Source organism: Cupriavidus mimosae, assembly GCF_023952485.1.
In the GTDB taxonomy this organism is placed as follows: Bacteria; Pseudomonadota; Gammaproteobacteria; order Burkholderiales; family Burkholderiaceae; genus Cupriavidus; species Cupriavidus taiwanensis_C.
The window spans coordinates 39,040-63,230 of record NZ_JALHRY010000009.1; the positions used below are offsets into that span (position 1 = coordinate 39,040).

The 24,191-nt window shown below is 68.6% G+C and carries 21 protein-coding genes; 12 read left to right on the forward strand and 9 right to left on the reverse strand.

Annotated elements, in window-relative coordinates; genetic code table 11:
• The first annotated feature begins 128 nt into the window (after positions 1–128).
• Positions 129–1,799: an acyl-CoA dehydrogenase family protein gene (locus MKD50_RS17605; protein ID WP_252667951.1), complete on the forward strand. Its 1,671-nt coding sequence runs from the start codon at positions 129–131 to the stop codon at positions 1,797–1,799.
• Here the strand turns inward: MKD50_RS17605 and MKD50_RS17610 are convergent.
• Complete coding sequence (locus tag MKD50_RS17610; protein ID WP_252667953.1) at positions 1,796–3,475, reverse strand: GMC family oxidoreductase; 1,680 nt, start codon at positions 3,473–3,475, stop codon at positions 1,796–1,798. The genes MKD50_RS17605 and MKD50_RS17610 overlap by 4 nt on opposite strands.
• Positions 3,476–3,750: 275 nt before the next feature.
• Between MKD50_RS17610 and MKD50_RS17615 the strand changes: the two genes are divergently transcribed.
• Positions 3,751–5,154, forward strand: coding sequence for a coniferyl aldehyde dehydrogenase (locus tag MKD50_RS17615; protein WP_252667955.1), 1,404 nt, complete (start codon positions 3,751–3,753; stop codon positions 5,152–5,154).
• A 23-nt stretch (positions 5,155–5,177) separates the two neighbouring features.
• Here the strand turns inward: MKD50_RS17615 and kdoO are convergent, their stop codons facing one another.
• Positions 5,178–6,119, reverse strand: a complete 942-nt coding sequence (gene kdoO, locus MKD50_RS17620; RefSeq protein WP_252667957.1) for a Kdo hydroxylase KdoO — start codon at positions 6,117–6,119, stop codon at positions 5,178–5,180.
• 203 nt (positions 6,120–6,322) lie between these two features.
• On the reverse strand, positions 6,323–7,486 hold the full coding sequence (gene metK / locus MKD50_RS17625) for a methionine adenosyltransferase (protein ID WP_010813318.1): 1,164 nt from the start codon (positions 7,484–7,486) through the stop codon (positions 6,323–6,325).
• A gap of 277 nt (positions 7,487–7,763) precedes the next feature.
• Here metK and MKD50_RS17630 point away from each other — a divergent pair, with 277 nt between their 5' ends.
• The 4 genes from MKD50_RS17630 (at position 7,764) to MKD50_RS17645 (ending at position 11,393) form a co-directional block, all read left to right on the forward strand.
• On the forward strand, positions 7,764–8,678 hold the full coding sequence (locus MKD50_RS17630) for a lysophospholipid acyltransferase family protein (RefSeq protein WP_115705518.1): 915 nt from the start codon (positions 7,764–7,766) through the stop codon (positions 8,676–8,678).
• Entirely contained in the window at positions 8,675–9,568 is an 894-nt protein-coding gene (locus MKD50_RS17635) for a lipid A biosynthesis lauroyl acyltransferase (protein ID WP_115705516.1), read from the forward strand. Before MKD50_RS17630 ends, MKD50_RS17635 begins: the two co-directional genes overlap by 4 nt.
• Positions 9,569–9,620: 52 nt before the next feature.
• Positions 9,621–10,487, forward strand: a complete 867-nt coding sequence (gene dapF / locus MKD50_RS17640; RefSeq protein WP_240073487.1) for a diaminopimelate epimerase — start codon at positions 9,621–9,623, stop codon at positions 10,485–10,487.
• Positions 10,488–10,583: 96 nt separating this feature from the next.
• Entirely contained in the window at positions 10,584–11,393 is an 810-nt protein-coding gene (locus MKD50_RS17645; RefSeq protein ID WP_240073485.1) for a polyphosphate kinase 2 family protein, read from the forward strand.
• A 42-nt stretch (positions 11,394–11,435) separates the two neighbouring features.
• Here the strand turns inward: MKD50_RS17645 and MKD50_RS17650 are convergent, their stop codons facing one another.
• Positions 11,436–12,743, reverse strand: a complete 1,308-nt coding sequence (locus tag MKD50_RS17650; RefSeq protein WP_240073483.1) for a patatin-like phospholipase family protein — start codon at positions 12,741–12,743, stop codon at positions 11,436–11,438.
• Between the two features lie 90 nt (positions 12,744–12,833).
• Positions 12,834–13,529: an orotate phosphoribosyltransferase gene (gene pyrE, locus MKD50_RS17655; RefSeq protein ID WP_240073482.1), complete on the reverse strand. Its 696-nt coding sequence runs from the start codon at positions 13,527–13,529 to the stop codon at positions 12,834–12,836.
• A 27-nt stretch (positions 13,530–13,556) separates the two neighbouring features.
• Here pyrE and MKD50_RS17660 point away from each other — a divergent pair, with 27 nt between their 5' ends.
• Entirely contained in the window at positions 13,557–14,333 is a 777-nt protein-coding gene (locus MKD50_RS17660; RefSeq protein ID WP_025586397.1) for an exodeoxyribonuclease III, read from the forward strand.
• A gap of 21 nt (positions 14,334–14,354) precedes the next feature.
• On the opposite strand, the gene MKD50_RS17665 is transcribed toward MKD50_RS17660, so the two are convergent.
• Together MKD50_RS17665 and MKD50_RS17670 are read right to left on the reverse strand one after the other, a co-directional pair.
• The gene (locus MKD50_RS17665) at positions 14,355–14,753 is read right to left on the reverse strand and encodes a type II TA system antitoxin MqsA family protein (RefSeq protein ID WP_240073480.1); all 399 of its coding nucleotides are present in this window, start codon (positions 14,751–14,753) and stop codon (positions 14,355–14,357) included.
• 32 nt (positions 14,754–14,785) lie between these two features.
• Positions 14,786–15,082: a type II toxin-antitoxin system MqsR family toxin gene (locus tag MKD50_RS17670; protein ID WP_252667959.1), complete on the reverse strand. Its 297-nt coding sequence runs from the start codon at positions 15,080–15,082 to the stop codon at positions 14,786–14,788.
• A 171-nt stretch (positions 15,083–15,253) separates the two neighbouring features.
• Here MKD50_RS17670 and argC point away from each other — a divergent pair, with 171 nt between their 5' ends.
• Positions 15,254–16,201 carry an N-acetyl-gamma-glutamyl-phosphate reductase gene (gene argC / locus MKD50_RS17675; protein ID WP_115679169.1) on the forward strand — a complete coding sequence of 316 codons (948 nt, stop codon included), beginning with the start codon at positions 15,254–15,256 and terminating at the stop codon, positions 16,199–16,201.
• 69 nt (positions 16,202–16,270) lie between these two features.
• Here argC and MKD50_RS17680 read toward each other — a convergent pair whose 3' ends face one another.
• The gene (locus MKD50_RS17680; RefSeq protein ID WP_252667961.1) at positions 16,271–18,205 is read right to left on the reverse strand and encodes a S8 family serine peptidase; all 1,935 of its coding nucleotides are present in this window, start codon (positions 18,203–18,205) and stop codon (positions 16,271–16,273) included.
• A gap of 69 nt (positions 18,206–18,274) precedes the next feature.
• On the opposite strand from MKD50_RS17680, the gene MKD50_RS17685 reads away from it, so the two are divergent.
• On the forward strand, positions 18,275–19,183 hold the full coding sequence (locus MKD50_RS17685) for a tripartite tricarboxylate transporter substrate binding protein (protein ID WP_252667963.1): 909 nt from the start codon (positions 18,275–18,277) through the stop codon (positions 19,181–19,183).
• 121 nt (positions 19,184–19,304) lie between these two features.
• Here the strand turns inward: MKD50_RS17685 and MKD50_RS17690 are convergent, their stop codons facing one another.
• Positions 19,305–20,540, reverse strand: a complete 1,236-nt coding sequence (locus MKD50_RS17690) for a CaiB/BaiF CoA transferase family protein (RefSeq protein ID WP_252667965.1) — start codon at positions 20,538–20,540, stop codon at positions 19,305–19,307.
• Positions 20,541–20,664: 124 nt separating this feature from the next.
• On the opposite strand from MKD50_RS17690, the gene MKD50_RS17695 reads away from it, so the two are divergent.
• From MKD50_RS17695 to MKD50_RS17705, 3 genes are all read left to right on the forward strand, one after another.
• Positions 20,665–21,504, forward strand: coding sequence for an IclR family transcriptional regulator (locus tag MKD50_RS17695; RefSeq protein ID WP_240987444.1), 840 nt, complete (start codon positions 20,665–20,667; stop codon positions 21,502–21,504).
• Positions 21,505–21,644: 140 nt separating this feature from the next.
• Entirely contained in the window at positions 21,645–22,643 is a 999-nt protein-coding gene (locus MKD50_RS17700) for a tripartite tricarboxylate transporter substrate binding protein (RefSeq protein WP_115699641.1), read from the forward strand.
• A 42-nt stretch (positions 22,644–22,685) separates the two neighbouring features.
• Positions 22,686–23,864, forward strand: coding sequence for an acyl-CoA dehydrogenase family protein (locus tag MKD50_RS17705; RefSeq protein ID WP_252667967.1), 1,179 nt, complete (start codon positions 22,686–22,688; stop codon positions 23,862–23,864).
• Positions 23,865–24,191 lie beyond the last annotated feature (327 nt).

The window sequence follows — 24,191 nt, forward strand, 5'->3', positions numbered from 1 at the left end:
TGCAAAAAGGTATCGAATCGCGCATGGTGCATCGCAAAAATCGGCCCTAAGCGGACGACCAGGCACTCATGCACGCGCGGCGTGCTCTACCATGCAAGCAAACGGCAAGCCCCGCTCGAGGAGACATCATGACCGACGCTTCCACCCACCGCGTCTTCAACCAGGTGCCGGATCTCGCGCACTACAACCTGTTCGACAGCGATCCCCTGCTGCGGGCAGCGCTGGAGCGCCTGGGCGGCGGTTGGCATGCCGACGCGCTGCGGGAGTTCGGCGCGCGCCTGGGGGAGCCGGAAGTGCAGCAATGGGCCGCGGACGCCAACCGCCATGCGCCCGAGCTGCATACGCACAGCCGCACCGGCGAGCGCATCGATACGGTCGAGTTCCACCCCGGCTGGCACGCGCTGCTGGGGCTGCTGCGCGGCCAGCAGCTGCAGGCCCTGCCGTTCGCGCAACCGCGCGCGGGCGCCTGGGCGGCGCGCACCGCGGGGTACTTCCTGCAGGCTCAAGTGGAATCGGGCTCGCTGTGCCCGCCCACCATGACCTTTGCCAGCATCCCGGTGCTGCGCAAGGAAGCCGCGCTGTTTGCCGAGCTGGAACCGGGCCTCTATGCGGCCGAACATGATGCGCGCGACCTGCCCTGGCGCGACAAGACCGCGATCATGATCGGCATGGGCATGACCGAGAAGCAAGGCGGCTCCGACGTGCGCGCCAACACCACCGTGGCGCGCGCTGTGCGTGGCGAAGGCCGTGGCGCCGAATACGCGCTGACCGGGCACAAGTGGTTCTTCTCCGCGCCGATGTGCGACGCGCACCTGGTGGTCGCGCGCATGGGGGCAGAAGACGGTCCGCTGTCGTGCTTCTTCGTGCCGCGCTTTCGCGACGATGGCAGCCGCAACGCGGTGCAGATCCAGCGGCTCAAGGACAAGCTCGGCAACCGCTCCAACGCCAGCAGCGAAGTCGAGTTCCGCGACGCCACCGGCATCCTGATCGGCGAGGAAGGCCGCGGCATCCCGACCATCATCGAGATGGCGACCAATACGCGGCTCGACTGCGTGATCGGCAGCTCGGCTATCCTGCGCGCGGCCTTCGTGCAGGCGCTGCACCATACGCGCCACCGCAGCGCCTTCGGCCGCCTGCTGGCAGACCAGCCGCTGATGCGCAATGTGCTGGCGGACCTGGCGCTGGAATCCGAAGCGGCGTCGCTGCTGATGATGGAACTGGGCCACGCCTTCGAGCACGCCGAGGGCGACAACCCCGACCCGCTCGCCACTGCATGGAAACGCGTGGTCACGCCCGCGGCCAAGTTCTGGGTGTGCAAGCGCGCCATCGAGGCCACCGGCGAAGCGATGGAAGTCTGGGGCGGCAACGGCTATGTCGAGGAAGGCCCGATGGCGCGGCTGTACCGCGAGGCGCCGGTCAATTCGATTTGGGAAGGCTCGGGCAACATCATGTGCCTGGACGTGCTGCGCGCGCTCCAGCGCAATCCCGACGACGGCGCGCGCCTGCTGCAGGAACTGTCGCGCCGCGCCGGCGGCCATCCGGCGGTACGCGCGGAACTGGCCTCGCTGCAGGCCATGCTGCGCGAGCCCCCCGAGCAGCTCGAAGCCAATGCGCGCCGCTTTGCCCAGGGCCTGGTCCTGACCGCGCAGGCAGCGCTGATGCTGGCGCATGCCGACCCCGATAACGCGGAGCTGTTCGTCGCCAGCCGGCTCGGGCGCCAGCACGGGCGCGTGTTCGGCACGCTGGATGCGGATGCCGGCGCGCTCGGGCGGGTGGCGTCGCGCGGCTTCGAGGGCTAGGCCTCCATCGACTCCAGCACCCGCAGCATCACCCGCGGCGCATAGCGGATCAGGTCGTGCGCGCGCTCGCCGATCATGATTGCGGGCGCATTGGTGTTGCCGCCGATCAGCGTGGGCATCACCGAGGCATCGACCACGCGCAGGCCTTCGACGCCGCGCACGCGCAGCTGCGGATCCACCACCGCCATCGCATCCATGCCCATGCGGCAGGTGCCAACCGGGTGGTAGATGGTGTCGGCGCGCTCGCGGATCAGCTCGCGCACGGCGGCATCGTCGCTGCCATCGGCGCGCAGGCCGGCCGTATAAAGTTCGCGCCCGCCGAAGCAGGACAGTTGCGGCTGCGCCAGGATGCTGCGCACGATGCGCACGCCGGCCACCATGTCGTCGAGGTCGCGCGCGTCGCTGAGGTACTTCGGATCGATCAGCGGCGCGCGGCGGATATCGGCCGAGGCCAGCCGGACCTCGCCGCGGCTGCGCGGGCGCAGCAGGCAGACATGGCAGGAATAGCCATGGCCGCGATTCAGCTTGCGCATATGGTCGTCGGCCAGGCCCACCACGAAATGCAGCTGCAGGTCGGGCTCGGGCAGCGCCGGGTGGCTGCGCAGAAAGCCGCCGGCCTCGGCGAAGTTGCTCGACATCATGCCAGCGCGCTCGCGCCGGTAGCGCAGCATTTCGGACAGCAACCTGGCGAGGCCGCCGAACGATACGCCGAACAGCTCGGGCACGGCGGTGCGCTTGTGCAGCACCACGTCCAGATGGTCTTGCAAGTTGGCGCCCACGCCGGCCAGGTCATGGACCACGTCGATGCCGTGCTCGCGCAGGTGCGCGGCGGGCCCGACCCCCGAGACCATCAGCAGCTGCGGCGAGCCGAACGTGCCCGCGCACACGATCACGTCGCGACGCGCGCGCAGCAGCTGCTGGCGGCCGTCACGCTGTACCAGCACCCCGGCGGCGTGACGGCCTTCGAAGACGATGCGCAGGGCCTGCGTGTCGGTCAGCACGTGCAGCCGCGAACGGCCCCCATTGCAGGCGCGGTCGCGCGGGTTGCCGCCATGCAGGTACGCGCGCGCGGCATTCCAGCGCTCGCCCGCGTGCTGCGTGACCTGGTACCAGCCGATGCCCTCCTGCTCTTCGCCGTTGAAATCGTCATTGCGCGGGTAGCCGGCCTGCTGCGCGGCCTCGATGAAGCGCTCGGCGAACGGGTTGGGCGTGCGCAGGTCGCTGACATGCAGCGGGCCGTTGCCGCCGTGCAGCGGATCGTCGTCGCTGCCCGCCAGGCGCTCGTTGCATTCGGCGCGGCGGAAGTACGGCAGCACGTCGTCCCAGGACCAGCCATCGCAGCCGGCGTCGGCCCAGGCATCGTAGTCGGCGGGCCGGCCGCGCGTGTAGATCATCGCGTTGATCGACGAGCAGCCGCCCAGCCCGCGCCCGCGCGGCTGGTAGCCGCGGCGGCCGTTCAGGCCCGGCTGCGGCACGGTGTGGAAGCCGTAGTTGCGCGCCCCCGCGCGCGGCAGCAGCGCGGCCAGCCCGGCGGGTGTGCGCACCAGCACATGGTGGTCGTGGTGCCCCGCCTCGATCAGCGCGATGGTGTCGTCGCCGCTGTCGGCGAGGCGCCCCGCCAGCGCACAGCCCGCCGACCCCGCGCCGACGATGACGTAGTCATAGGTGGTTTCCATCTGTCTCCCCGCGAGTCCGCAGGCGGCGCGCATGCGTGAGCCGGGCCGCGCCGGCGCGCGCCCTGTCCGTCCAGCGGATGGCAAGCCGTGAGATTCAGTGTAGGCGCTGGCTGCGCTGGCTCAAGGCCGGAGCGGCGGCAACCAAAGGCAATCGGGCGCGACGGACGGGCGTTTGAATCGGCTTTCTGGTAGCAAGCTTCCATTGTCTTGGCCGGCGCGCTGCCTTATCTTGCGCGATGGTGCGCGGATATGCGCGCAAATCCAGGAGCGCAGCCATGCGAGAAGTCCCCGACCTGTCGTCCGTCTTCGGTGCGATGCATGCCGCCTCGCGGCGCGACCAGTTGCCCGCGTGGACCATGCGTGCCGATCGCCTGCAGCGCCTGCGGCGCCTGGTGACCGAAAACCAGGCCGAAATTGCCGCGGCAATCCACGCCGATTTCACCAATCGCCCACGCCAGGAAACCGCGCTGCTGGAGGTGTTTCCCAGCCTGGCCGGCATCGACGACGCGCTGCGCCACGGCAGGCGCTGGATGCGCGTGCGGCGTGCGCCCACCGGGTTCTGGTTCCGTCCCGGGCGTTCGCGCCTGGTGCCGCAGCCGCTCGGCGTGGTGGGCATCGTGGTGCCCTGGAACTATCCCCTGTACCTGACCGTCGGCCCGCTCGCCGGTGCACTGGCGGCAGGCAATCGCGCCATGGTCAAGCTGTCGGAATACACGCCGCGTTTCGCGGCGCTGTTCGCGCAGCTGGTGCCGCAGCACTTCGCCCCGGACGAGCTCGTGGTGATCAACGGCGATGCCGACGTGGCCAGCGCCTTCACCGCGCTGCCGTTCGACCACCTGCTGTTCACTGGCTCGACCGCGGTCGGCCACCATGTGATGCGCGCGGCGGCCGCCAACCTGACCCCGGTGACGCTGGAGCTGGGCGGCAAGTCGCCGGCCATCGTCGGCGCCGGCGCCGACCTGGAGCGCGCGGTGGAGCGCATCCTGGTGGGCAAGCTGATGAACGCGGGCCAGACCTGCATCGCGCCGGATTATGTGCTGGTGCCGGACGACTTGCGCGGTCAACTGGTGGACGCGGCGCGCCGCTGCGTCGGCCGGCTCTACCCTGACCTGGGGCGCAACCCCGACTACACCAGCATCATCAGCCCGCGGCATTTCGCCCGGCTGGCAGGGCTGGTCGACGAGGCCGCCGCGCAAGGTGCGACCGTGGTGCCGCTGTCGCAGGCGCAGCCGGATGCGCAGGCGCGGCGCCTGCCGCCGGTGCTGCTGCTGGACGTGCCCGCAGGCGCGACCGCGATGCGCGAGGAAATCTTCGGGCCGGTGCTGCCGGTGGTGACCTACCGCACCCTCGACGAGGCGGTGGATTACATCAACGCGCGCCCGCGCCCGCTGGCGCTGTACCTGTTCGAGCGCGACCGCGGCGCCATCGCCCATGTGATGCAGCAGACCGTCGCCGGCGGCGTTACCGTCAACGACACCCTGTTCCATATCGCCCAGGACGGCCTGCCGTTTGGCGGGGTCGGCGCCAGCGGCATGGGCGCGTATCACGGGCAAGCGGGCTTTGATACCTTTTCGAAGGTGAAGCCGGTGTTCCACCAGGCCAGCCTGAACGGCGCCGGCCTGCTCAAGCCGCCTTACGGCAAGACCTTCGACACCATGCTGCGCCTGCTGGTGCGCTAGGAGCCGGCCGGCGCAGGCCGCGCTTACGACACCAGCATCGGCCGCCCGAGCATGCGCGACAGCACGGCCTCGGGTGAATGGGTGTGGTCCGAAATTGCCTGCGGCGCCAGGTAGATGGTCTGCTCCATCATCGCGCGCCCGCGCATGGCGGCGTGCAGCAGCTGATCGCTGAAGACGATCCAGGTCGCACCCGGCGGGAAGTGGAATTCCTGCTGCGGCACGTTGGCCTGGTAGTCCAGGTCGGCCTTGGCCAGGTCATGCAGCTGCAGCATGCGGTGGTCGTATTCGGAGCGCCGGCGCTTGGTGATATGCAGCAGCTTCATCAGCGCCGCCTGCCCCGGCCACATGCCGTGGGTCCTGGGCACGAACTTCTGCGCAAAGTCGCCGAACGGCTCGCCCACGCGCCACACGCGCGGAGCGGCCGGGTCGATATTGTGGAACACGCGCAACAGGCGCTTGCCCAGCATCGGGTTGGACGGGAACGAATCGACGTGCAGGCGGGTGTCGTCCTTGCGCCAGCTGACCGGGCGCCCGGCGATCTCGCTGGGCCGCAGCGAGGTGCCGGCGCGGGTCATGTGGGGGATGTATTCCGGGAACAGCGTGCGGATCAGCGACTCGCTGCTGTCGGCGTAGCGGCGGATCAGCGTGTAAAGGTCGGCCAGGTCCTGCTCGGTGCCTTGGGCGCCGCGCACCGCGGTGTCGTCGGCGCGCAGGTTGATGTTCTTGGACTTGCCGTCGGAATAGCGGGCGTCGAGGAAGCGCTCTTCGCCCGGCTGGAACTGGAACTTCAGGTTGGGGAAGTAGAGTACCGCGCCTTGCTCCAGCTCGCGGCGCAGCGTGGCGCGCGCTTCGGCGCTGACCTCGGGCGCCCACTCCGTATAGGGCTGCGGACGGATCAGGTCGAGCTGGCCGGCGGCAGGAGGCCGGGCGAGGGACGACGGGGCAAGGACATGCGCTTCGGACATGGCATCCTCTGGGAACGGTTACCAGTGTTTGGGGTGGCCGCCGCAGCGGCGGCATGGCGTGCCGGAATTTTACTCCGAGCGCCGGCCGTGGCGCTGGCGTCACGCAGCAGCTGGTCCAGGATCAAACCCGCGTTAAAAAACCCCGCAGGCCCTTGCGGACCGGCGGGGCTTGCCGTCAGGACGACTGACGCGGGCGGCGGCGCTTACAGGCCGGCCGCGGCGCGCAGCGCAGCCGCCTTGTCGGTGGCTTCCCACGAGAACTCCGGCTCTTCACGCCCGAAGTGCCCATAGGCCGCAGTCTTCTCATAAATCGGCCGCAGCAGGTCCAGCATCTGCACGATGCCCTTCGGGCGCAGGTCGAAATGCTCCTGCACCAGTTCCGCGATCTTGGCGTCCGGAATCTTGCCGGTGCCTTCGGTATAGACCGTCACGTTGATCGGCCGCGCCACCCCGATCGCATAGCTGACCTGTACCTGGCACTGCCGCGCCAGGCCCGAGGCCACCACGTTCTTGGCCACGTAGCGCGCCGCGTAGGCCGCCGAGCGGTCGACCTTGGACGGGTCCTTGCCCGAGAACGCGCCGCCGCCGTGCGGCGAGGCGCCGCCGTAGGTGTCGACGATGATCTTGCGCCCGGTCAGGCCGCAGTCGCCCTGCGGCCCGCCGATCACGAAGCGCCCGGTCGGGTTCACCAGGTACTTGGTTTCCTTGAGCATCTCGGCCGGCAGCACCGGCTTGATGATCTCCTCGATCACGGCCTCGCGGATCTGCGCCTGGGTGATGTCGGGCGAATGCTGGGTCGACAGCACCACGGTGTCCACGCTGTGCGGCTTGCCGTCGACATAGCGCACCGTGACCTGCGACTTGGCGTCCGGGCGCAGCCAGGGCAGGCGGCCGTCGCGGCGCAGCAGCGACTGGCGCTCGACCAGGCGGTGGGCGTAGTAGATCGGGAACGGCATCAGTTCCGGGGTCTCGTCGCAAGCGTAGCCGAACATCAGGCCCTGGTCGCCGGCGCCCTGGTTCAGGTAGTCGTCGGAAGCACGGTCGACACCCTGGGCGATGTCGGGCGACTGCTTGTCATAGGCCACCAGTACCGCGCAGCCCTTGTAGTCGATGCCGTAATCGGTGTTGTCGTACCCGATGCGCTTGATGGTGTCGCGCGCGATCTGGATGTAGTCGACATTGGCGGTCGTGGTGATTTCCCCGGCGAGCACCACCAGACCGGTGTTGCAAAGCGTCTCAGCTGCCACACGCGCATACTTGTCCTGGGCCAGGATGGCGTCCAGGACGGCGTCGGAAATCTGGTCGGCGACCTTGTCGGGATGGCCTTCGGAGACGGATTCCGAAGTAAAAAGGAAGTCGTTTGCCACGAACTTATTCTCCAGGTTGGCTATTGCGTGCCAGCCTGTTCGGTTCATGGCGGCGACGCTTTAGCGGTATTTCAGGCAGCCCGGTTAGAGCCGCATCGCCCCGCAAGTTGTCAGTTAACTCGGCGATACACGCTATTATACGCGCCTGCAGGCGTCGTTGCAGCGCCACAGGCGTGCGGTACGACACCTTGCCGGCATGCCGGACCAACGCCTGCCTGCCCGTCTATCCCGGCACAGACCCGGCGGCGGACTTGCCTGGACCCTTCTTCCACGCCTGATGACTTTTTTATTCTGGCTGATCTCCCGTTTTCCGCTGCGGCTGCTGCAGGCCGCGGGCGGCGCGCTGGGCCTGCTGATCGCCCGTCTGCCGGGCCGCTATGGCCAGCGCCTGCGGGAAAACTTCAGGCTCGCCTTCCCCGACGCCACCGAGGCGATGATCGACGAGGCCGCCCGCTCGGCCGGGCGCATGATCATCGAGATGCCTTACTTCTGGAGCCGCAGCAGGATCGGCGCGAAGCTGTACGGCTTCGACGACTACCTGTGGCCTGAACTCGCCAGGCTGCAGGCACGCGGGAAGGGCATCATCATCCTGACCCCGCACCTGGGCTGCTTCGAGGTGCTGCCGCAATCCCACGCCCTGCACCGCCCGGTGACCGCGCTGTTCAAGCCGCCGCACCAGCCTTGGCTGCGCGACTGGATCGAGAAGATGCGCACCCGGCCCGACATGCATATGGCGCCGGCCACGCCGCGCGGCGTGCGCATGCTGGTGAAGGCGCTCAAGCGCGGCCAGGCGGTGGGCATCCTGCCCGACCAGGTGCCCAGCGGCGGCGAAGGCAACTGGGCACCGTTCTTCGGCAAGCCCGCCTATACGATGGCGCTGGTGCACCGGCTGCAGCAACTGACCGGCGCGCCGGTGGTGGCGGTCTTTGCCGAGCGGCTGCCGCGCGGCGCCGGCTACCGCGGCCATCTGCGCGTGATCAACGAGGGCGGCATGCTGCCGGACGATCCGGCCGACGCCGCCGCGGTCATCAACCGCACCATCGAAGAACTGGTGCGACTGTGCCCGACGCAATACCTGTGGGGCTACAACCGCTACAAGCAACCCGCCGGAGCAGGCACTCCCGGCACCCCGGACACGCCGGCTACCGAGGGCCCGGATTCCGAGCCGGCGACTGATCGATCGATTTCATGAGCCGTGTGTTCACGTGGCTCGGCATCGGCCTGCTGACCGTGCTGGGCAAACTGCCCTACCCATTCGTCGCGCGCTTCGGCGAGGCGCTGGGCAGCCTGCTGTACCGGATCCCCAGCGAGCGGCGCAAGGTGGTGCAGGCCAACCTGCGGCTGTGCTTCCCCGACCGCACCGAGGCCGAGATCGACGCGCTGTCGCGCCAGAGCTTCCGCCTGCTGTTCCGTAGCTTTGCCGAGCGCGGCATCTTCTGGACCGGCAGCGAGGCACAGATGCGCCGCTGGGTGCAGATCGACGACCAGGCGGGCCTGGTGGCGCTGGACGGCACCCCGCATATCCTGGTGACGCTGCACCTGTCGGGCGTGGAGGCCGGCGCGATCCGGCTCACCATCCACCTGCGCGAGCATGTCGGCCGCTCGGGCGCATCGCTCTATACCAGGCAGAAGAACGCCCTGTTCGACGGCTTCCTCAAGCAGGCGCGCGGGCGCTTCGGCGCCAACATGATCTCGCGCAACGACAGCGCGCGCGACATCCTGCGCTGCCTGAAGAAGGGCGAGGCGCTGCAGCTGATCGCCGACATGGACTTCGGCGAGCGCGATTCGGAGTTCGTGCCGTTCTTCGGCGTGCAGGCGCTGACGCTGACCTCGGTCTCGCGGCTGGCGCGCCTGACCGGCGCCAGGGTGGTGCCGATCTACACCGAGATGCTGCCCGACTACCAGGGCTATGTGCTGCGCGTGCTGCCGGCGTGGGAGCACTACCCGGGCGCCAGCGTGACCGACGACACGCGCCGCATGAATGCCTTCTTCGAGGACTGCATCCGCCCGCGCGTACCTGAGTACTATTGGGTCCACAAGCGCTTCAAGCACCGCCTGCCGGGCGAGCCCGAGATTTACTGAGCGCTACTGAGCGCGCCGGCACGTCCGGCGCCGCGCCGCTACAATTCCCACCATGAAACTCAAGTTCACCAAGATGCATGGCGCGGGCAACGACTTTGTCGTGCTCGACGGCATCCACCAGCAGATCGACCTGACCCCGGCCCAGTGGCGCGCGCTGGCCAGCCGGCATTTCGGCGTGGGCGCGGACCAGATCCTGATCGTCGAGAAGCCGACGCGCCCGGACGTCGATTTTCGCTACCGCATCGTCAATGCCGATGGCAGCGAGGTCGAGCACTGCGGCAATGGCGCGCGCTGCTTCGTGCGCTTCGTTACCGAGCAGGGCATGACCGACAAGCGTTCGGTGCGGGTCGAGGTGATGAACGGCGTGATCACGCTGACGCTGCAGGACGATGGCCAGGTCACGGTCGACATGGGCGCGCCCGAGCTGGAACCGACGCGCGTGCCGTTCCGCGCCCAGGGCCTGCCGACGCGTGCCGAGGGCGCCGACACGCTGTACGGCCTCGAGGTCAACGGCCGCACCGAATGGATCTCGGCGGTGTCGATGGGCAACCCGCATGCGGTGCAGGTAGTGGACGACGTGGAGAACTTCCCGGTGCTGCAGGACGGCCCGGTGATCGAGCACCACCCCGCCTTCCCCAACCGCGTCAATGCCGGCTTCATGCAGGTCGAGGACCGCCACGCCATCCGCCTGCGCGTGTTCGAGCGCGGCGCCGGCGAAACCCTGGCCTGCGGCACCGGCGCCTGCGCGGCGGTGGTGGCCGGCATCCGGCGCGGCCTGCTAGATTCGCCGGTGCGGGTCCAAACCCATGGCGGCGAGCTGACCATTGCCTGGGACGGCGACGCCGAACCGGTGCGCATGACCGGCCCGGCCACTACCGTGTTCGAAGGCAACATTGACCTGGCGGCCCTGCCGGCCTGACCATAGGGGCTGCGCGCCCCGTTTTCCCTCCCCTGCAGCGCAGTCCCCGGGGCGCCCGATTCCCTGATCCCGCAGATCATCGCGAATGGAGCGCCCATGCCGCTGGACGATTTCCGCATCACCTCGGGCAAGCGATTCCGCCTTGCCGACTTCGACCCGGGCAGCAAGCCGCTGTCATGCGGCAAGAAAGAGGAAGACCTGGCCCGCATCATCGAGTTGAGCAACGCGCTCGACGCGCAGCAGGACATCTTCTATGCCGAGCACCGCCGCAAGCTGCTGGTGGTGCTGCAAGGCATGGACACCAGCGGCAAGGACGGTACCGTGCGCGGCGTGTTCCGCAGCTTCGATCCGCTGGGGATCCGCGTGGTGGGCTTCAAGGCGCCGTCACCCGAGGAGCTGGCGCGCGATTTCCTGTGGCGCATCCACCTGCAGGTGCCGAAGTCGGGCGAGATCGTGGTGTTCAATCGCAGCCACTACGAAGACGTGCTGATCACGCGCGTGCACCAGTGGATCGACGCCGCCGAATGCGAACGGCGCTACCGCCAGATCCGCGAATTCGAGTCGATGCTGACCGAGACCGGCACCACCATCGTCAAGTGCTTCCTGCATATTTCGCGCGACGAGCAGAAGTCGCGGCTCGAGGCACGACTGGCGGACCCGGAGAAGCACTGGAAGTTCGATACCCAGGACCTGGCCGAGCGCAAGCACTGGAAGGCCTACATGGACGCCTACGAGGCCGCCATCATGGCCACCAGCACGCCCGAGTGCCCCTGGTACGTGGTGCCGGCCGATTCCAAGACGCACCGCAACCTGATGGTGGCCGAGATCATCACCAAGGTCTTCGAGGACCTGAAGCCGGCTTATCCGTCGGCGCGTCCGGAACTGGCCGGCATCAAGGTCGACTGAGCCATCACGGCAGGCGCGCCCGGCGCGTTCAGCCGGCGTTGTTCAGCCGCCGTTGCCGCGGTGCACGTCGTGCGTGACGAAGGGCTGCTCGCGGCTGGGCATGGCCAGCCAATGCGGATGGCGCAGGGTCTGGCGGATATCCTCGAGCCCGCTGGTCCAGTGCTCGTGCATGGTCAGCGGGCCGAACTGATAATCCTTGGCCAGGTTCTCGAACGACTTGTCGCGGTAGATCAGCTGGATCACGTTGCGGCGCGCATCGCACGACTGCTCCGCGGCACGGCGGTACCAGTCGTTGTCGCGCTTTGACTGCGGCACCAGCGCCATCACCTCGTTGAGCATGCGGCGCAGGTTCTGCTGCTCGCGCATATAGTCGGTGATGGCCCGGGTGCGGCTGGAATACTGGATGTCCTTCTGGCGCTCGGCCACGTCGATCAGGTCGTGCGGCAGCTTGCCGCGCGCGCTCCACAGGTCGACCTGGAAGATCAGCGCATCGCGCCGCGGCTGCGCGGTCAGCACCTCGGCCAGCGGCGTGTTCGAGACCAGCCCGCCGTCCCAGTAGTATTCGCCATCGATCTCCACCGCCGGGAACCCCGGCGGCAGCGCGCCCGAGGCCATGAAATGCTCGGCGCAGAGCTTGTCGCGGGTATTGTCGAAATAGGCGAAGTTGCCGGTGCGCACATTGACCGCGCCCACCGAGACCCGCATCAGGTCGGGGCGATGGTTGATCAGGTCGAAGTCGGTAAAGCGCTCCAGCGTGGCTTTCAGCGGCTTGGTGTCGTAGAAGCTGGCATGGGTCGGGTCCGAGTAGCGCGACATCAGCGCCGGCCAGCTGCGCGGCTGGAAGAAGCCGCGCTGGCCTTCCAGCATGGCCCGCGCCGCGTGCAGGCCGTCGAACCAGATCCGCATCGGCTCGGGCCAGCTTGCCGCTTCATCGGCAAACCAGGTGTACGACAGGCTGGGCAGCCACGGCTGCGCGCAGATGTGCTCCCAGAACGCCCGCAACTGCTCGACCCGGCGCTGCGGCGGATTGCCGGCTATGATGGCCGCGTTCAACGCACCGATCGAAATGCCGGCGACCCAGTTGGGGAAGATACCTCCATCGGCCAGCCCCTGGTACACGCCGGCCTGGTAAGCGCCGAGCGCGCCGCCGCCCTGCAGCACCAATGCGCGCACGGCGTAGGACTCGTGCGCGGGCCGGTCGGGCGCCTTGGCCGCCTTGCGCACCGGCTTGCGCGGCCGCACCTGGGCGCCGCGCTCTGCCAGCGACTCGCCGTTGCCGGCGGACTCCGCCGTCGGGGACGGCGTTGCCGCCTGCCGCACTGCCCGTTCCTGCCGCTCCTTTGCCGCCACGCCGCGCTCCCTCCCAGTGTGCAAGTCAGCCGTGTGCCTACCGGCCACGCCTTGGGCGCTGGCTGCCAGCGCCCGTCCTCTGCAACGGTTTCAGACGCCGTAGCGCTGACGATAGGCCGCCACGGCCTCGCGCGACGCGCCCAGCGCCGGATCCTGCGAGGCATCGAGATAGGCCAGCAGGTCCTTCAGGCTGGCGATGGCGATCACCGGGATGCCGAATTCGCGCTGCACGTCCTGCACCGCCGAATGGGTGCCGACCTGTTCGGCGGTGCCGCTCTTTTCCATGCGGTCCAGCGCGATCAGCACCGCGGCCGGCTCGGCGCCGGCCGCGCGGATCAGGTTGACCGACTCACGCACCGAGGTGCCGGCAGAGATCACGTCGTCGACGATCACCACCTTGCCATGCAGCTTGGCCCCGACCAGCGTGCCGCCTTCGCCGTGGTCCTTGGCTTCCTTGCGGTTGTACGCGAAGCCGACATCACGTCCCATGCCGGCCAGCGCCACCGCCGTCGCCGACGCCAGGGTGATGCCCTTGTACGCCGGCCCGAACAGCACGTCGAACTGCACGCCCGAAGCCAGCAGGGTTTTCGCATAGAATTGCGCCACCTGGCCCAGCATGCCGCCCTGGTTGAACAGGCCGGCATTGAAGAAGTAAGGCGACTTGCGGCCGGCCTTGGTGACGAACTCGCCGAACGACAGCACGCCCGCGTCGAGCGCAAAGCGGATAAAGGTCTGGCTGAGATCAGTACCGGCGGTCGCCGCGGGCGGATTCTGCTGCGTCATCATTTCTCTCTGAATTCAAAATTTCCCCGAATGTTACGGATTATCAGCGCCAACCTCAACGGCATCCGCTCCGCGTCGAAGAAGGGCTTTTTCGACTGGATGGGCAAGCAGGACGCAGACATGGTCTGTGTGCAGGAACTGAAGGCGCAGGCCGCCGACATGACGGAAGCGTTCCTGGCGCCACACGGTTACCACGGCTTTTTCCATTACGCCGAGAAGAAGGGCTATAGCGGCGTCGGCCTCTATACGCGCCACAAGCCCGAGCGGGTGATCACCGGCTTCGGCAACACGGAGTTCGACAGCGAGGGCCGCTATGTGGAAGTGCAGTATCCGCATCTGGCGGTGATTTCGGTGTACGTGCCGTCCGGCTCGAGCGGCGAGGAACGCCAGCTGGCCAAGTTCCGCTTTATGGAAGCGTTCCTGCCGCACCTGCTGCAACTAAAGGCCAGCGGCCGCGAAATCGTGCTGTGCGGGGACGTCAACATCGCGCACAAGGAAATCGACATCAAGAACTGGAAGGGCAACCTGAAGAATTCAGGGTTCCTGCCGGAGGAACGAGCCTGGATCGGCGAGCTGTTCGACGTGCACGGCTATGTCGACGTGTTCCGCAAGCTGGACCCGCGTCCGGACCAGTACACGTGGTGGAGCAACCGCGGCCAGGCCTATGCCAAGAACGTCGGCTGGCGCATCGACTACCACCTCGCCACGCCGAAGATCGCCGACACCGCGCAACTGTGCTCGATCTACAAGGACGAGAAGTTCAGCGACCACGCGCCGCTGTCGATCGACTATAACTTTCCGCTCTGACAGCGGGCTGGTCAGGCCGATTCAGGCCGCCCGGATTTCCTCCAGCAACTCCGGGTGGCGGTCCAGCAGCCGCAGCAGCTTCACCAGCGCCAGTGGCGGCTTGGTCCGCCCGGTTTCGTACCGTGAGAACGCATTGACGCCACCGCCGAAGATTTCAGCGGCCTCGCGCTGGTCCAGGCGGAGCTTCTTGCGGACTTCGGTGATATAGGACGGATCGACGAGGGCGGCATTGACTTGCCGGTTGAAGGCAAGCATCGCCTCGCTCACCCAGTCGCTGTCTCGGGGCAGCACGCCCTCGCCGCACTTGGGGCACCATTGCCCGGATACATTCGGGATCACCGTGGTTTCACCGCGGTACGTATAGGGCATGTCGCGCATTCCCGCCACCAGTTCCGCGCCACCGCACTCGGGACACTTCATCCTGCCTCCTCCGGCTGTTCGTCTGGGTGTTGTTACCTTGGCTTGAAGGAAACGACCAACACCTCGCTGGCAACGGTGAGCTTCACATACAAAGCGCCATGCGGCGTGACGGGCCGGTAGACGTCCTGCCAGATCCGATGGTCTTCGTACGTTGTCATGCTCTTGTAGAAATCCGCCGGCTCGAGGCGCGAGAGGATGTCGCGCACCCCGGTCCAACGCAGGCCCATCATCGCGGCGTGGGAATACGCCGCAAACGTCATCTCCATCTTGCCCGCCTGCAACAGGGCCTTCACATGCCGCAGTGTGTAATGCTCCGTCCCCTTCTCCATCTAAATTAACCTACTAGGTTAAATCCCGCAAGCCGCGAACTGTGCCAAAGTGCAGGACTCCAATCGGTACAAACCCCTGCGACAGGCCCCCATCCCCGCTACAATGCGGGTTCGCCCCTGCGCCCGGCAGGAGAGGTTTCGCATTCCCGCATTTCAAAGAGCGAGTCAGCCATGGTTTTCAAAGTGTTCGTCGATGGTCAGGAAGGCACCACCGGTCTCCGGCTGCTTGACTATCTTTCCGGTCGTGCCGACGTGGAACTGCTGCGCATTGCCGAAGACAAGCGCAAGGACCCGGCCGAACGAGCACGCTTCCTGAACGCCGCCGACGTCGCCTTCCTGTGCCTGCCCGACGTGGCCTCGCGCGAGGCGGTGTCCCTGGTGACCAACCCCAACACCTGCGTGATCGACGCCAGCACGGCGTTCCGCACCGCCGACAACTGGGCCTACGGCCTGCCCGAACTGGCACGCGGCCAGCGCGACAAGATCCGCGCCAGCAAGCGCATTGCGGTACCGGGCTGCCACGCCAGCGCCTTCGTGCTGGCGGTGCGCCCGCTGGTGGATGCGGGCGTGCTGCCGGCCGACTACCCGCTGTCGGCGTTCTCGCTGACCGGCTACAGCGGCGGCGGCAAGTCGATGATTGCCGAGTTCGAAGCCGGCGGTAACCCGAAGCTGAACAGCCCGCGCCCCTACGCGCTGGGCCTGGAGCACAAGCACCTGCCGGAAATGCGCGTGCAGGCCGGCCTGGCGCAGGCGCCGATCTTCAACCCCATTGTCGGTAATTTCCTGAAGGGCCTGGCGGTGACGGTACCGGTGTTTGCCGAGCGCCTGGCGCGCAAGGTCAGCCCCGAGCAGATCGTCGAGATCTATCGCCAGCACTATGAAGGCGAGCAGTTCGTGCGGGTGATGCCGTACAACAGCGCCGACAACCTCGACGGCGGTTTCTTCGACGTGCAGGCCAACAACGACACCAACCGCGTCGACCTGTTCGTGTTCGGCAATGCCGAGCGCCTGAACCTGGTGGCGCGCCTCGACAACCTGGGCAAGGGCGCGGCCGGCGCCGCGGTGCAATGCATGAACGTGCATGTGGGCGCCGATGAGGCCAGCGGACTGCGCGCCTGAGGCCAGCCGCTCCCGCACATCGAAAAAGCCGGCACTGCCGGCTTTTTTGTTGCACGTTGCGGCCGCGCCCTACACGCGTTGCAGCGCGCGCAGCGCATCGACCAGTCCCGCCCCCTGGAAGGCGCGCTCGCGCCCCAGGTCGGTGGCCGCGGCACACAGGATGGTCTTGACGGTCTCGGGCTGGCCCATCAGTTCATTGTTGCGCGACAGCAGCAGCGCCGCGACCCCCGACACATGCGGTGCCGCCATGCTGGTGCCGTCCATCGACGCCAGCGTGCCGCCGGGCACGGTCGAGGTGATCTTTTCACCCGGCGCGACCAGGTCGGGCTTGATGCGGCCATCGCCGGTGGGACCGTGGCTGGAAAAGTAGGAGATGCCGAAGCGGTAGGGATCGGTGCGATGGGTCGCGCCCACCGTGATCACGGCGCGCGCATTGCCGGGATCGGTAATGGTCTGGCCGCGGAAGCCGGCGCCCATGTGTTCGGCGGCGAAGGCCTCGTCGTAGCCGTAGTTGCCCGCCGCCGCCACCACGACCACGCCGCTGGCCACCAGGCGGTCGCATTCGACGCACACCGGCGTGCTGCCGCAGGCGTAGCTGCGCACGTCGTGGCGCAGCGCCACGCTTAGGTTGATGCCGTGCACCGACTGCCGGTCGCGGCTCTGGTTGAGCCAGCGCACGTACTGCAGCGCACCCAGGATGCCGAACTCGTCGCCCCTGCCCTGCGCATCGAAAATGCGCAGGTCGAGCAGTTCGATGCGCGGGCAGATGCCGCTGACATCGCCGGCCTCCATCAGCTCGGGCGGCAGCGGCATGGGGTCGGGCCGCGCCAGGTAGGCCGATGACGGCCAGCCGGCGCCGATGATGCCTGCCACATGCGTGCCGTGGCTGCCGCCCGGCGCCACGTACTGCGCCGGGTCATCGTGGCCGATTTCAAGCAGGGGTTCGATCACCGACCAGTCGATGATGCGGCCATGCGCCAGGTCCTCGGCAATCGCGGCGATGCGCTGCCGCAGCTCGGCCTCGCCGGGCCCGCGCTTGCCCTTGGGCATGGGCGGCAAGCGGCCACTGGTGATCGCCGACAGGCGCGTGAAGTCCAGCGTCCTGACCACGCGCGACAGGCGCGGCGCGATCAGCCCGTCGCGCACCGGCAGCGGCCCGTCCAGCTTGAGCGGATCGTAGAAGGCCGGATGGCGCGCGTCGATGCCGGAATCGATCACCGCCCAGCGCACGCCCTGCCCGCCGGTATCGAACACGCGGATGGCCGCATCGGCCTTGACGGTCTTGCGCGAGGCGAACACCGCATGCTCGGCCGGCCGGTTGACGGAGATGCGCCATAGCGGGGCGATGGCGGCAGTATCGGCGACATCGGCGACATCGGCGACATCCCCGGCAGCCATGCCGGCGGCTGGCGTGGCGGCCGCCACATGGTCCTCCCGCAGGCAGTCCCACAGCGTCTCGAGCACCTGGCGGCTGGCCTGCGTGACGCGCCGCGTCAGGCCCCCGGGCGGGAAGCTGTCGTCGTGCAGACCCAGCAGCGTCAGCGCGACGTACTGCGCGGCAACATTGACCAGCCGCCCCAGCGCCTGCCCGGCCGGCGCGGCGAGGCCGCCGAAGCGGGTACGCGCCGCGGTGTAGCCGATGTCCTTGAAGCGCGCCAGCGCCGCCTCGCTGCCGACATGGGCCAGCACCGACTCGCCCAGCCAGCGCACCAGCGCATCGCCGGTCAGGCTCAGCGCCAGCGCGCTGCGCGCGGCGGGCGTCCACCTGATGCCGGCCATCGGCACGCGCACCTCGCGCTGCCACCAGGCGGTGAGCGGCAGCAGGCGCAGCATGTCGAAGAAATCGATCTGCGCCAGCAGGTGCGATTCATTGGCGGCAAGGAAGCGCGGGCCGGCGGGGTCAGCTGCCGGACCGGCCAGCGCCGGCAGGCGCCGCAGCACCGCGGTGCGCAGCGCGGCAATGCCGGCGCCGTGGTGCGGGGTCAGCAGCAGGCCGCGCGGCACCTCGAACGATTCGCCGGACGCATACAGCAGCCAGACTTCACATGTCTGACGCTGGCGACGAGTTTCGCCATGGCCGGCCCCTACCCCGACAAACCCATCCGCATGGTGGTGCCCTTCCCGCCCGGCGGCACCACCGACCTGCTCGGCCGCGTGCTGGCCACCCGCTTGTCCGAAACCCTCGGCCAGCAGGTGGTGGTGGACAACCGGCCGGGCGCCGGCGGCACCATCGGCTCCGACCTTGTGGCCAAGGCGCCGGCCGACGGCTACACGCTGATGTTCGGCACGGTGGGGACGCAATCGATCAACGCCACCCTCTACAAGAGGCTGCCGTTCGATCCGCAGAAGGATTTCTCGGCGGTGGCATTGTTCGCCGGCGTGCCCAACATCCTGGTCGTCAATCCGAACGTGCCGCCGAAGAACGTGCGCGAGCTGGTCAGCTATGCCAAGGCCAATCCCGGCAAGCTCAATATGGGCTCGGCCGGCAACGGCACCACCAACCACCTGTCCGGCGAGTTGTTCAAGTCGATGGCGGGCGTCGAGATCGTGCACGTGCCTTACAAGGGCAGCGGCCCGGCGATGGCCGACCTGCTTGCCAACCAGGTGCAACTGATGTTCGACAACCTGCCGGGCTCGCTGCCGCATGTGAAGGCCGGCCGGCTGCGCGCACTGGCCGTGACCAGCGCCACGCGCTCGCCGGCGCTGCCTGACGTGCCAACCATGGCCGAGGCTGGCATTGCCGGCTATGAGGCGGATGTCTGGTTCGGCGTGGTGGGCCCGCGCGGATTGCCGCCCGAGGTAACCAGTCGCTTGTCGCAGGAAATCACGCGTATCGCGCAGGACAAGGCGATGCGGGACAAGCTGGTGCAGGCCGGGGCCGCGCCGCTGACTGCGACGCCGGAGCAGTTCTCGGTGCTGATCCGCCGCGATACGGACAAGTGGGCAAAGCTGGTGCGGGCGTCGGGGGCGAGTATTGACTGAGGGGGTCGCGGAACTCCATTCCCACTTGCCGCGAGCGCGCGCTGGCGCGCTCGCCGTCCCTGCTGACCACCTTGCTCCAATGCGCCAAGGCATTTGGGGGCCGGCGAGGCGGCCCGATGGGTCATAGCGCCCCCTCCTCCCGCAACCGCGCCAACTCTTCCTCCCCAATACCCAACTCCCCATAAACCTCCGCATTGTGTTCCCCCACATCCGGCCCGGTACGCGGTAACGGCGGCGCATAGCCCGAAAACCGCGGCACCACGCAAGGGGCCGGCACGGTGCCCAGGTCCGCATCCGGCAGCCTGACGATGGCCTGGCGCGCCACCATCTGCGGGTCTTCGACAATATCGGCGATGCTGAACACCTTGCTGAACGGCACCTGGCATTGTTCCAGGCGCGCCGCGGCGGCGGCGTAGGGCTGCGCGGCGAACCACTCGGCAATGCAGCCGTCGAGGGCTTCGATATGGCGCACGCGGCCGGCATTGGTGGCGTACTCCGGTGACTGGGCGAGATGCGGCGCGCCCATGGCCTCGGCCAGCCGGCGGAAGGTGGCGTCGGACGAGGCCACCACGGTGACCCAGGTATCGTCCGCGGTGCGGTACATGTTGGACGGCGCGGCGTAGGTGGTGCGGTTGCCGGCGCGCTGGCGCACATGGCCGAGTCGTTCGTATTCGATCGCGAGCGGATCCAGCAGGCGGAACAGCGCCTCGGTGGCGGCCAGGTCGATCTCGCGGCCCGGCCGGCCTGGAATGGCGCGCTGCTCCGCCACCGCGGTGGCGATGGCAAAGGCGCCGAACAGGCCGGCGATCATGTCGCCCACCGGGTAGTTCATATGCATCGGCCCGCTCTGCGCCGTGCCGGCCAGGTTGGTGAAGCCGCTGCGCGCTTCGAAGATGCGGGCAAACCCCGGTCGCGTCGCATCGGGCCCGGTCTGGCCAAAGCCGGTCAGCCGCAGCACGATCAGCCTGGGGTTGGCCGCGTGCAGCGTTTCAAGGTCGAGCCCCCAGCGCGCCAGCGTGCCGGTGCGGAAATTCTCCACCAGCACGTCGAAGCGCGGCAGCAGGCGCAGGAAGATCTCGCGGCCGCGCGACGTGCGCACGTCCAGTGAGATGCCGCGCTTGCCGCGGTTGGTCACCTTCCAGTACAGCGCGTGCTCTTCGGTGACGGGCTCCAGTCCGCGCAGCGGATCGCTGCCGTCGGGCAGTTCCAGCTTGACCACCTCGGCGCCCATGTCGGCGCACAGCGTGGCGGAGAACGGCGCCGCCACCACGGTGGCCATGTCGAGGATGCGCAGCCCGGCGAGCGGGGCGGCGCCGGGTGATTCGGGCGATACAGGCTGGGCGTGGGGGTCAGGCATGCGGGTCTCCGGCGGCAGGGTTGTCCGCTGCAAGGTGGCAGGCGGCCGGCCGGCGCGCAAGCACGGTTTCGCTGTGCGGAACGGTCGTGCTACAACGTTGACGGCCCATTTTCCGGATCCCAGCATGGAACCCAAGCAACCACCGCACAGCATGGACCGCAACCCGGAACCCCTGCCCGGCCTGGCCAGCGAGGACGCCCTCGCCACCGACCGCCAGTTCGCCACCAACCTGGCGCGCGGGCTCGAGGTGCTGCGCGCCTTTACGCCGTCCAGCCCGGTGCTGGGCAACCAGGACATCGTGGCGCGCACCGGGCTGCCCAAGGCGACGGTGTCGCGGCTGACGTACACGCTGGGGCTGCTGGGCTTTCTCAGCCGCGTGCCCGGCAACCAGAAGTACCGGCTCGGCGCCGGGGTGCTGGCGCTGGCTTACCCGATGCTGGCCGGGCTGGCGATCCGCCAGGTGGCCCGGCCCTACATGGAGGCGATCGCGCGCGAAACCGGCTGCACCGTGAACCTGGGCATGCGCGAGCGCCTGTCGGTGGTCTACGTGGACAGTTGCCGGCTGGACCCCGGCAACTTCTACCAGCCTGACATCGGCAGCACGCGCCCGCTGCTGGCCAGCGCGATCGGCCGCGCGGTGCTGCTGGCGTGCAGCGCGGACGAGCGCACGGCGCTGCTGAACCGGCTGCGGGTCGAGGACCCGCAGCGCTTCGGCCAGGAGCGCCAGATGTGGACGGAGGACCAGAAACACTTCCGCGCGCACGGCTATTGCCTGAGCCGCGGCGAGTGGCGGCCCGAGATCCACGCGATCGCGGCGCCGTTGCGCCAGTCGCTGCACCAGGACCCGTTCGCGCTGAACTGCACCATCGCGGCATCGCGCAACCGCGACAACCTGCTGGAGCGCGAGGTGGCGCCAAGGTTGCGCGAAGCGGTGCGGCAGATCGAACTGAGCTGCGCGCGCTGACCCGTTACGGGACAGTGGCGCGACGGCGCAGCCTGCCGGCAATGTCGCCGGCAGGGCCATGACAGCGGCCCGACAGAGGCCTGCACGAGACCGACCTCGCGCCCGGCAACGTCCCGGGCGCAGGCAACCAAGGAGACAAGATGGATGCCTTTTACCCATGGCGCCGGCTCGCTGCCGGCATGCTGGCCTGCGCCGCGCTGACGCCCGCGGCGACGCTGGCCGCCGCCGACGACGCGGCGCGCTTCCCGGACCGCCCGGTGCGGATCATCGTGCCGTTCTCGGCGGGCGGCGTGGTCGACTCGGTCACCCGCATCACGGCCGAGAACATGGCCAAGGTGCTGCACCAACCGGTGATCGTCGAGAACAAGACCGGCGCCGGCGGCGCCATTGGCGCCGACCTCGTCGCCAGGGCGCCTGCCGACGGCTATACGCTGCTGGCGGTCAGCCCCAGCTACGTGGTCGGGCCGCTGCTCAATCCGTCGATCCAGGGCAAGGGCGGCAAGGACTTCCGCGCCGTGGCCGGCATCGGCGCGGTGCCCAACGTGATCGTGGTGCCGGCCTCGTCGCCGCTGCGCACGCTGCCGCAACTGCTCGACGCCGCGCGCAAGCAGCCGGGCACGCTGACCTATGCCAGCGCGGGCGTCGGCACCTCCAACCACCTGTCGGCGGAATTGCTGGCGCAGATGACGCACGTCAAGCTGACCCACGTGCCCTACAAGGGCCAGCCCGAGGCCCTGAGCGACCTGCTCGGCGCGCGCGTCTCGATGATGGCGTTGACCTCCGCCATTGCGCGCCAGCAGGTGCAAAGCGGCAAGCTGCGCGCGCTGGCGGTGACCTCGGCCAAACGCACGGCGGTGCTGCCGGACGTGCCCACCGTGGCCGAGGCGGCGCAGCTGCCGGGCTATGAAGTGGGCGCATGGTTCGGGCTGGTGGCGCCGCAGGGCACGCCGGACGCGGTGGTGCGCAAGCTGGCCGAGGCCGCCGCGCGCGCCACCGCCGACCCGGCCACCGCGCGCCGCCTGGCCGAACTCGGCATGGACCTGGCCCCGCAACCCGCGGCCGCGTTCGACCGCTTCCTCGATGCCGAAACCAAAAAATGGACCGGCGTGCTGAAGACCGCCGGCATCACGGCACAGTAGCCGCGCCCCCCACCACCCTCAATCCGCCACCGGAAACCCTCCATGATCCGCGACTCCGCCCGCCAGCAAGCCCTGCTTGCCGAACTCCGCCGCTTCGTGCTGGAAACCTGCATCCCGCTCGAGGCGCAGATCGACCAGACCGATGTCATCCCCGAGCCCGTGGTCGAGCAGATGCGCCGCCTCGGCCTGTTCGGCCACAGCATTCCGGAAGCCTATGGCGGCGCCGGGCTGACCACCGAAGAGCTGGCGCAGGTGAACATCGAAGTGTCGCAGGCGGCCACGGTGTTCCGCGCCCGCTTCGGCGGCAATACCGGCATCGCCTCCGAATCGCTGGTGGCCGACGGCACCGAGGCGCAGCGCCAGCGCTACCTGCCGCAGCTGGCGTCGGGCAAGGTCACCGGCTGCTTCGCCCTGACCGAACCGGAGGCTGGTTCGGATGCCACCGCGCTGCAGACCACGGCCAGGCAGGACGGCGACCACTACGTGCTGAACGGCAGCAAGTGCTTTATCACCAATGCGCCGATCGCCGACCTGTTCACCGTGTTCGCCCGCACCGACCCCGCGATGCCAGGCGCGCACGGCATCAGTGCCTTCCTGGTCGAGCGCGGCACGCCGGGCCTGAGCACCGGCGAGCCGGAGCGCAAGATGGGCCAGCACGGCTCGCCCGTGGGCGATGTCTACCTGAAGGATTGCCGCGTGCCGGCCAGCGCCATCGTCGGCGGCAAACCCAATATAGGCTTCAAGACCGCGATGAAGGCCCTGAACAAGCAGCGCATCAACCTGGCCGGCCTGTGCGTGGGCCCGGCGATCCGGCTGGTCGACGAGATGGTGCGCTACGCGGCGCAGCGCCGCCAGTTCGGCAAGCCGATTGCCGACTACCAGCTGGTGCAGCAGATGATTGCCGACAGCAACACGGAACTGCATGCGGCCCGCGCGCTGGTGCTCGAGACCGCGCGCAAGCGCGACGCCGGCGAGGACGTGACCATGGAGGCGTCGATGTGCAAGCTGTTCGCCTCGGAAATGGCCGGCCGCGTGGCGGACCGCGCGGTGCAGGTGTTCGGCGGCAGCGGGTATATGGCGCGCACCGTGGCGGAACGCTTCTATCGCGATGTGCGGCTGTTCCGGCTGTATGAAGGCACCACGCAGATCCACCAGCTCAATATTGCGCGCCGCACCCTCGAAGCGCGCGGCGCCGCGCTGGAGGGCGCCGGCGCGGGCTGATTGCCGGGCCATGCACTACGGCAGGGCGCCGTGTAAGCGCGCACAGCCGCCCCCCAGACCGCCGCGCGGCCGCCAGGGCCGCGCGGCAGCAAGCCTCGCCCCTCTCACGACAGCGCACCGGGCCGCCCAGCGCCCGGCATCGCGCCACGCACAAGTGCTTCATTAAGCATGTTTTGGTGCGAAAAAACCCAGGCTGAACCCGCCCCGCCTTGCGCTGCCGCGTGACCGTTTTCCCCGGTGCACCTAGTCTGCATGCAGACGTTGGATTGGTGGAAGTCCCGTCACAATCCTTCGCTAAGACTGGCACAGTGGTCGCTACATCAACCG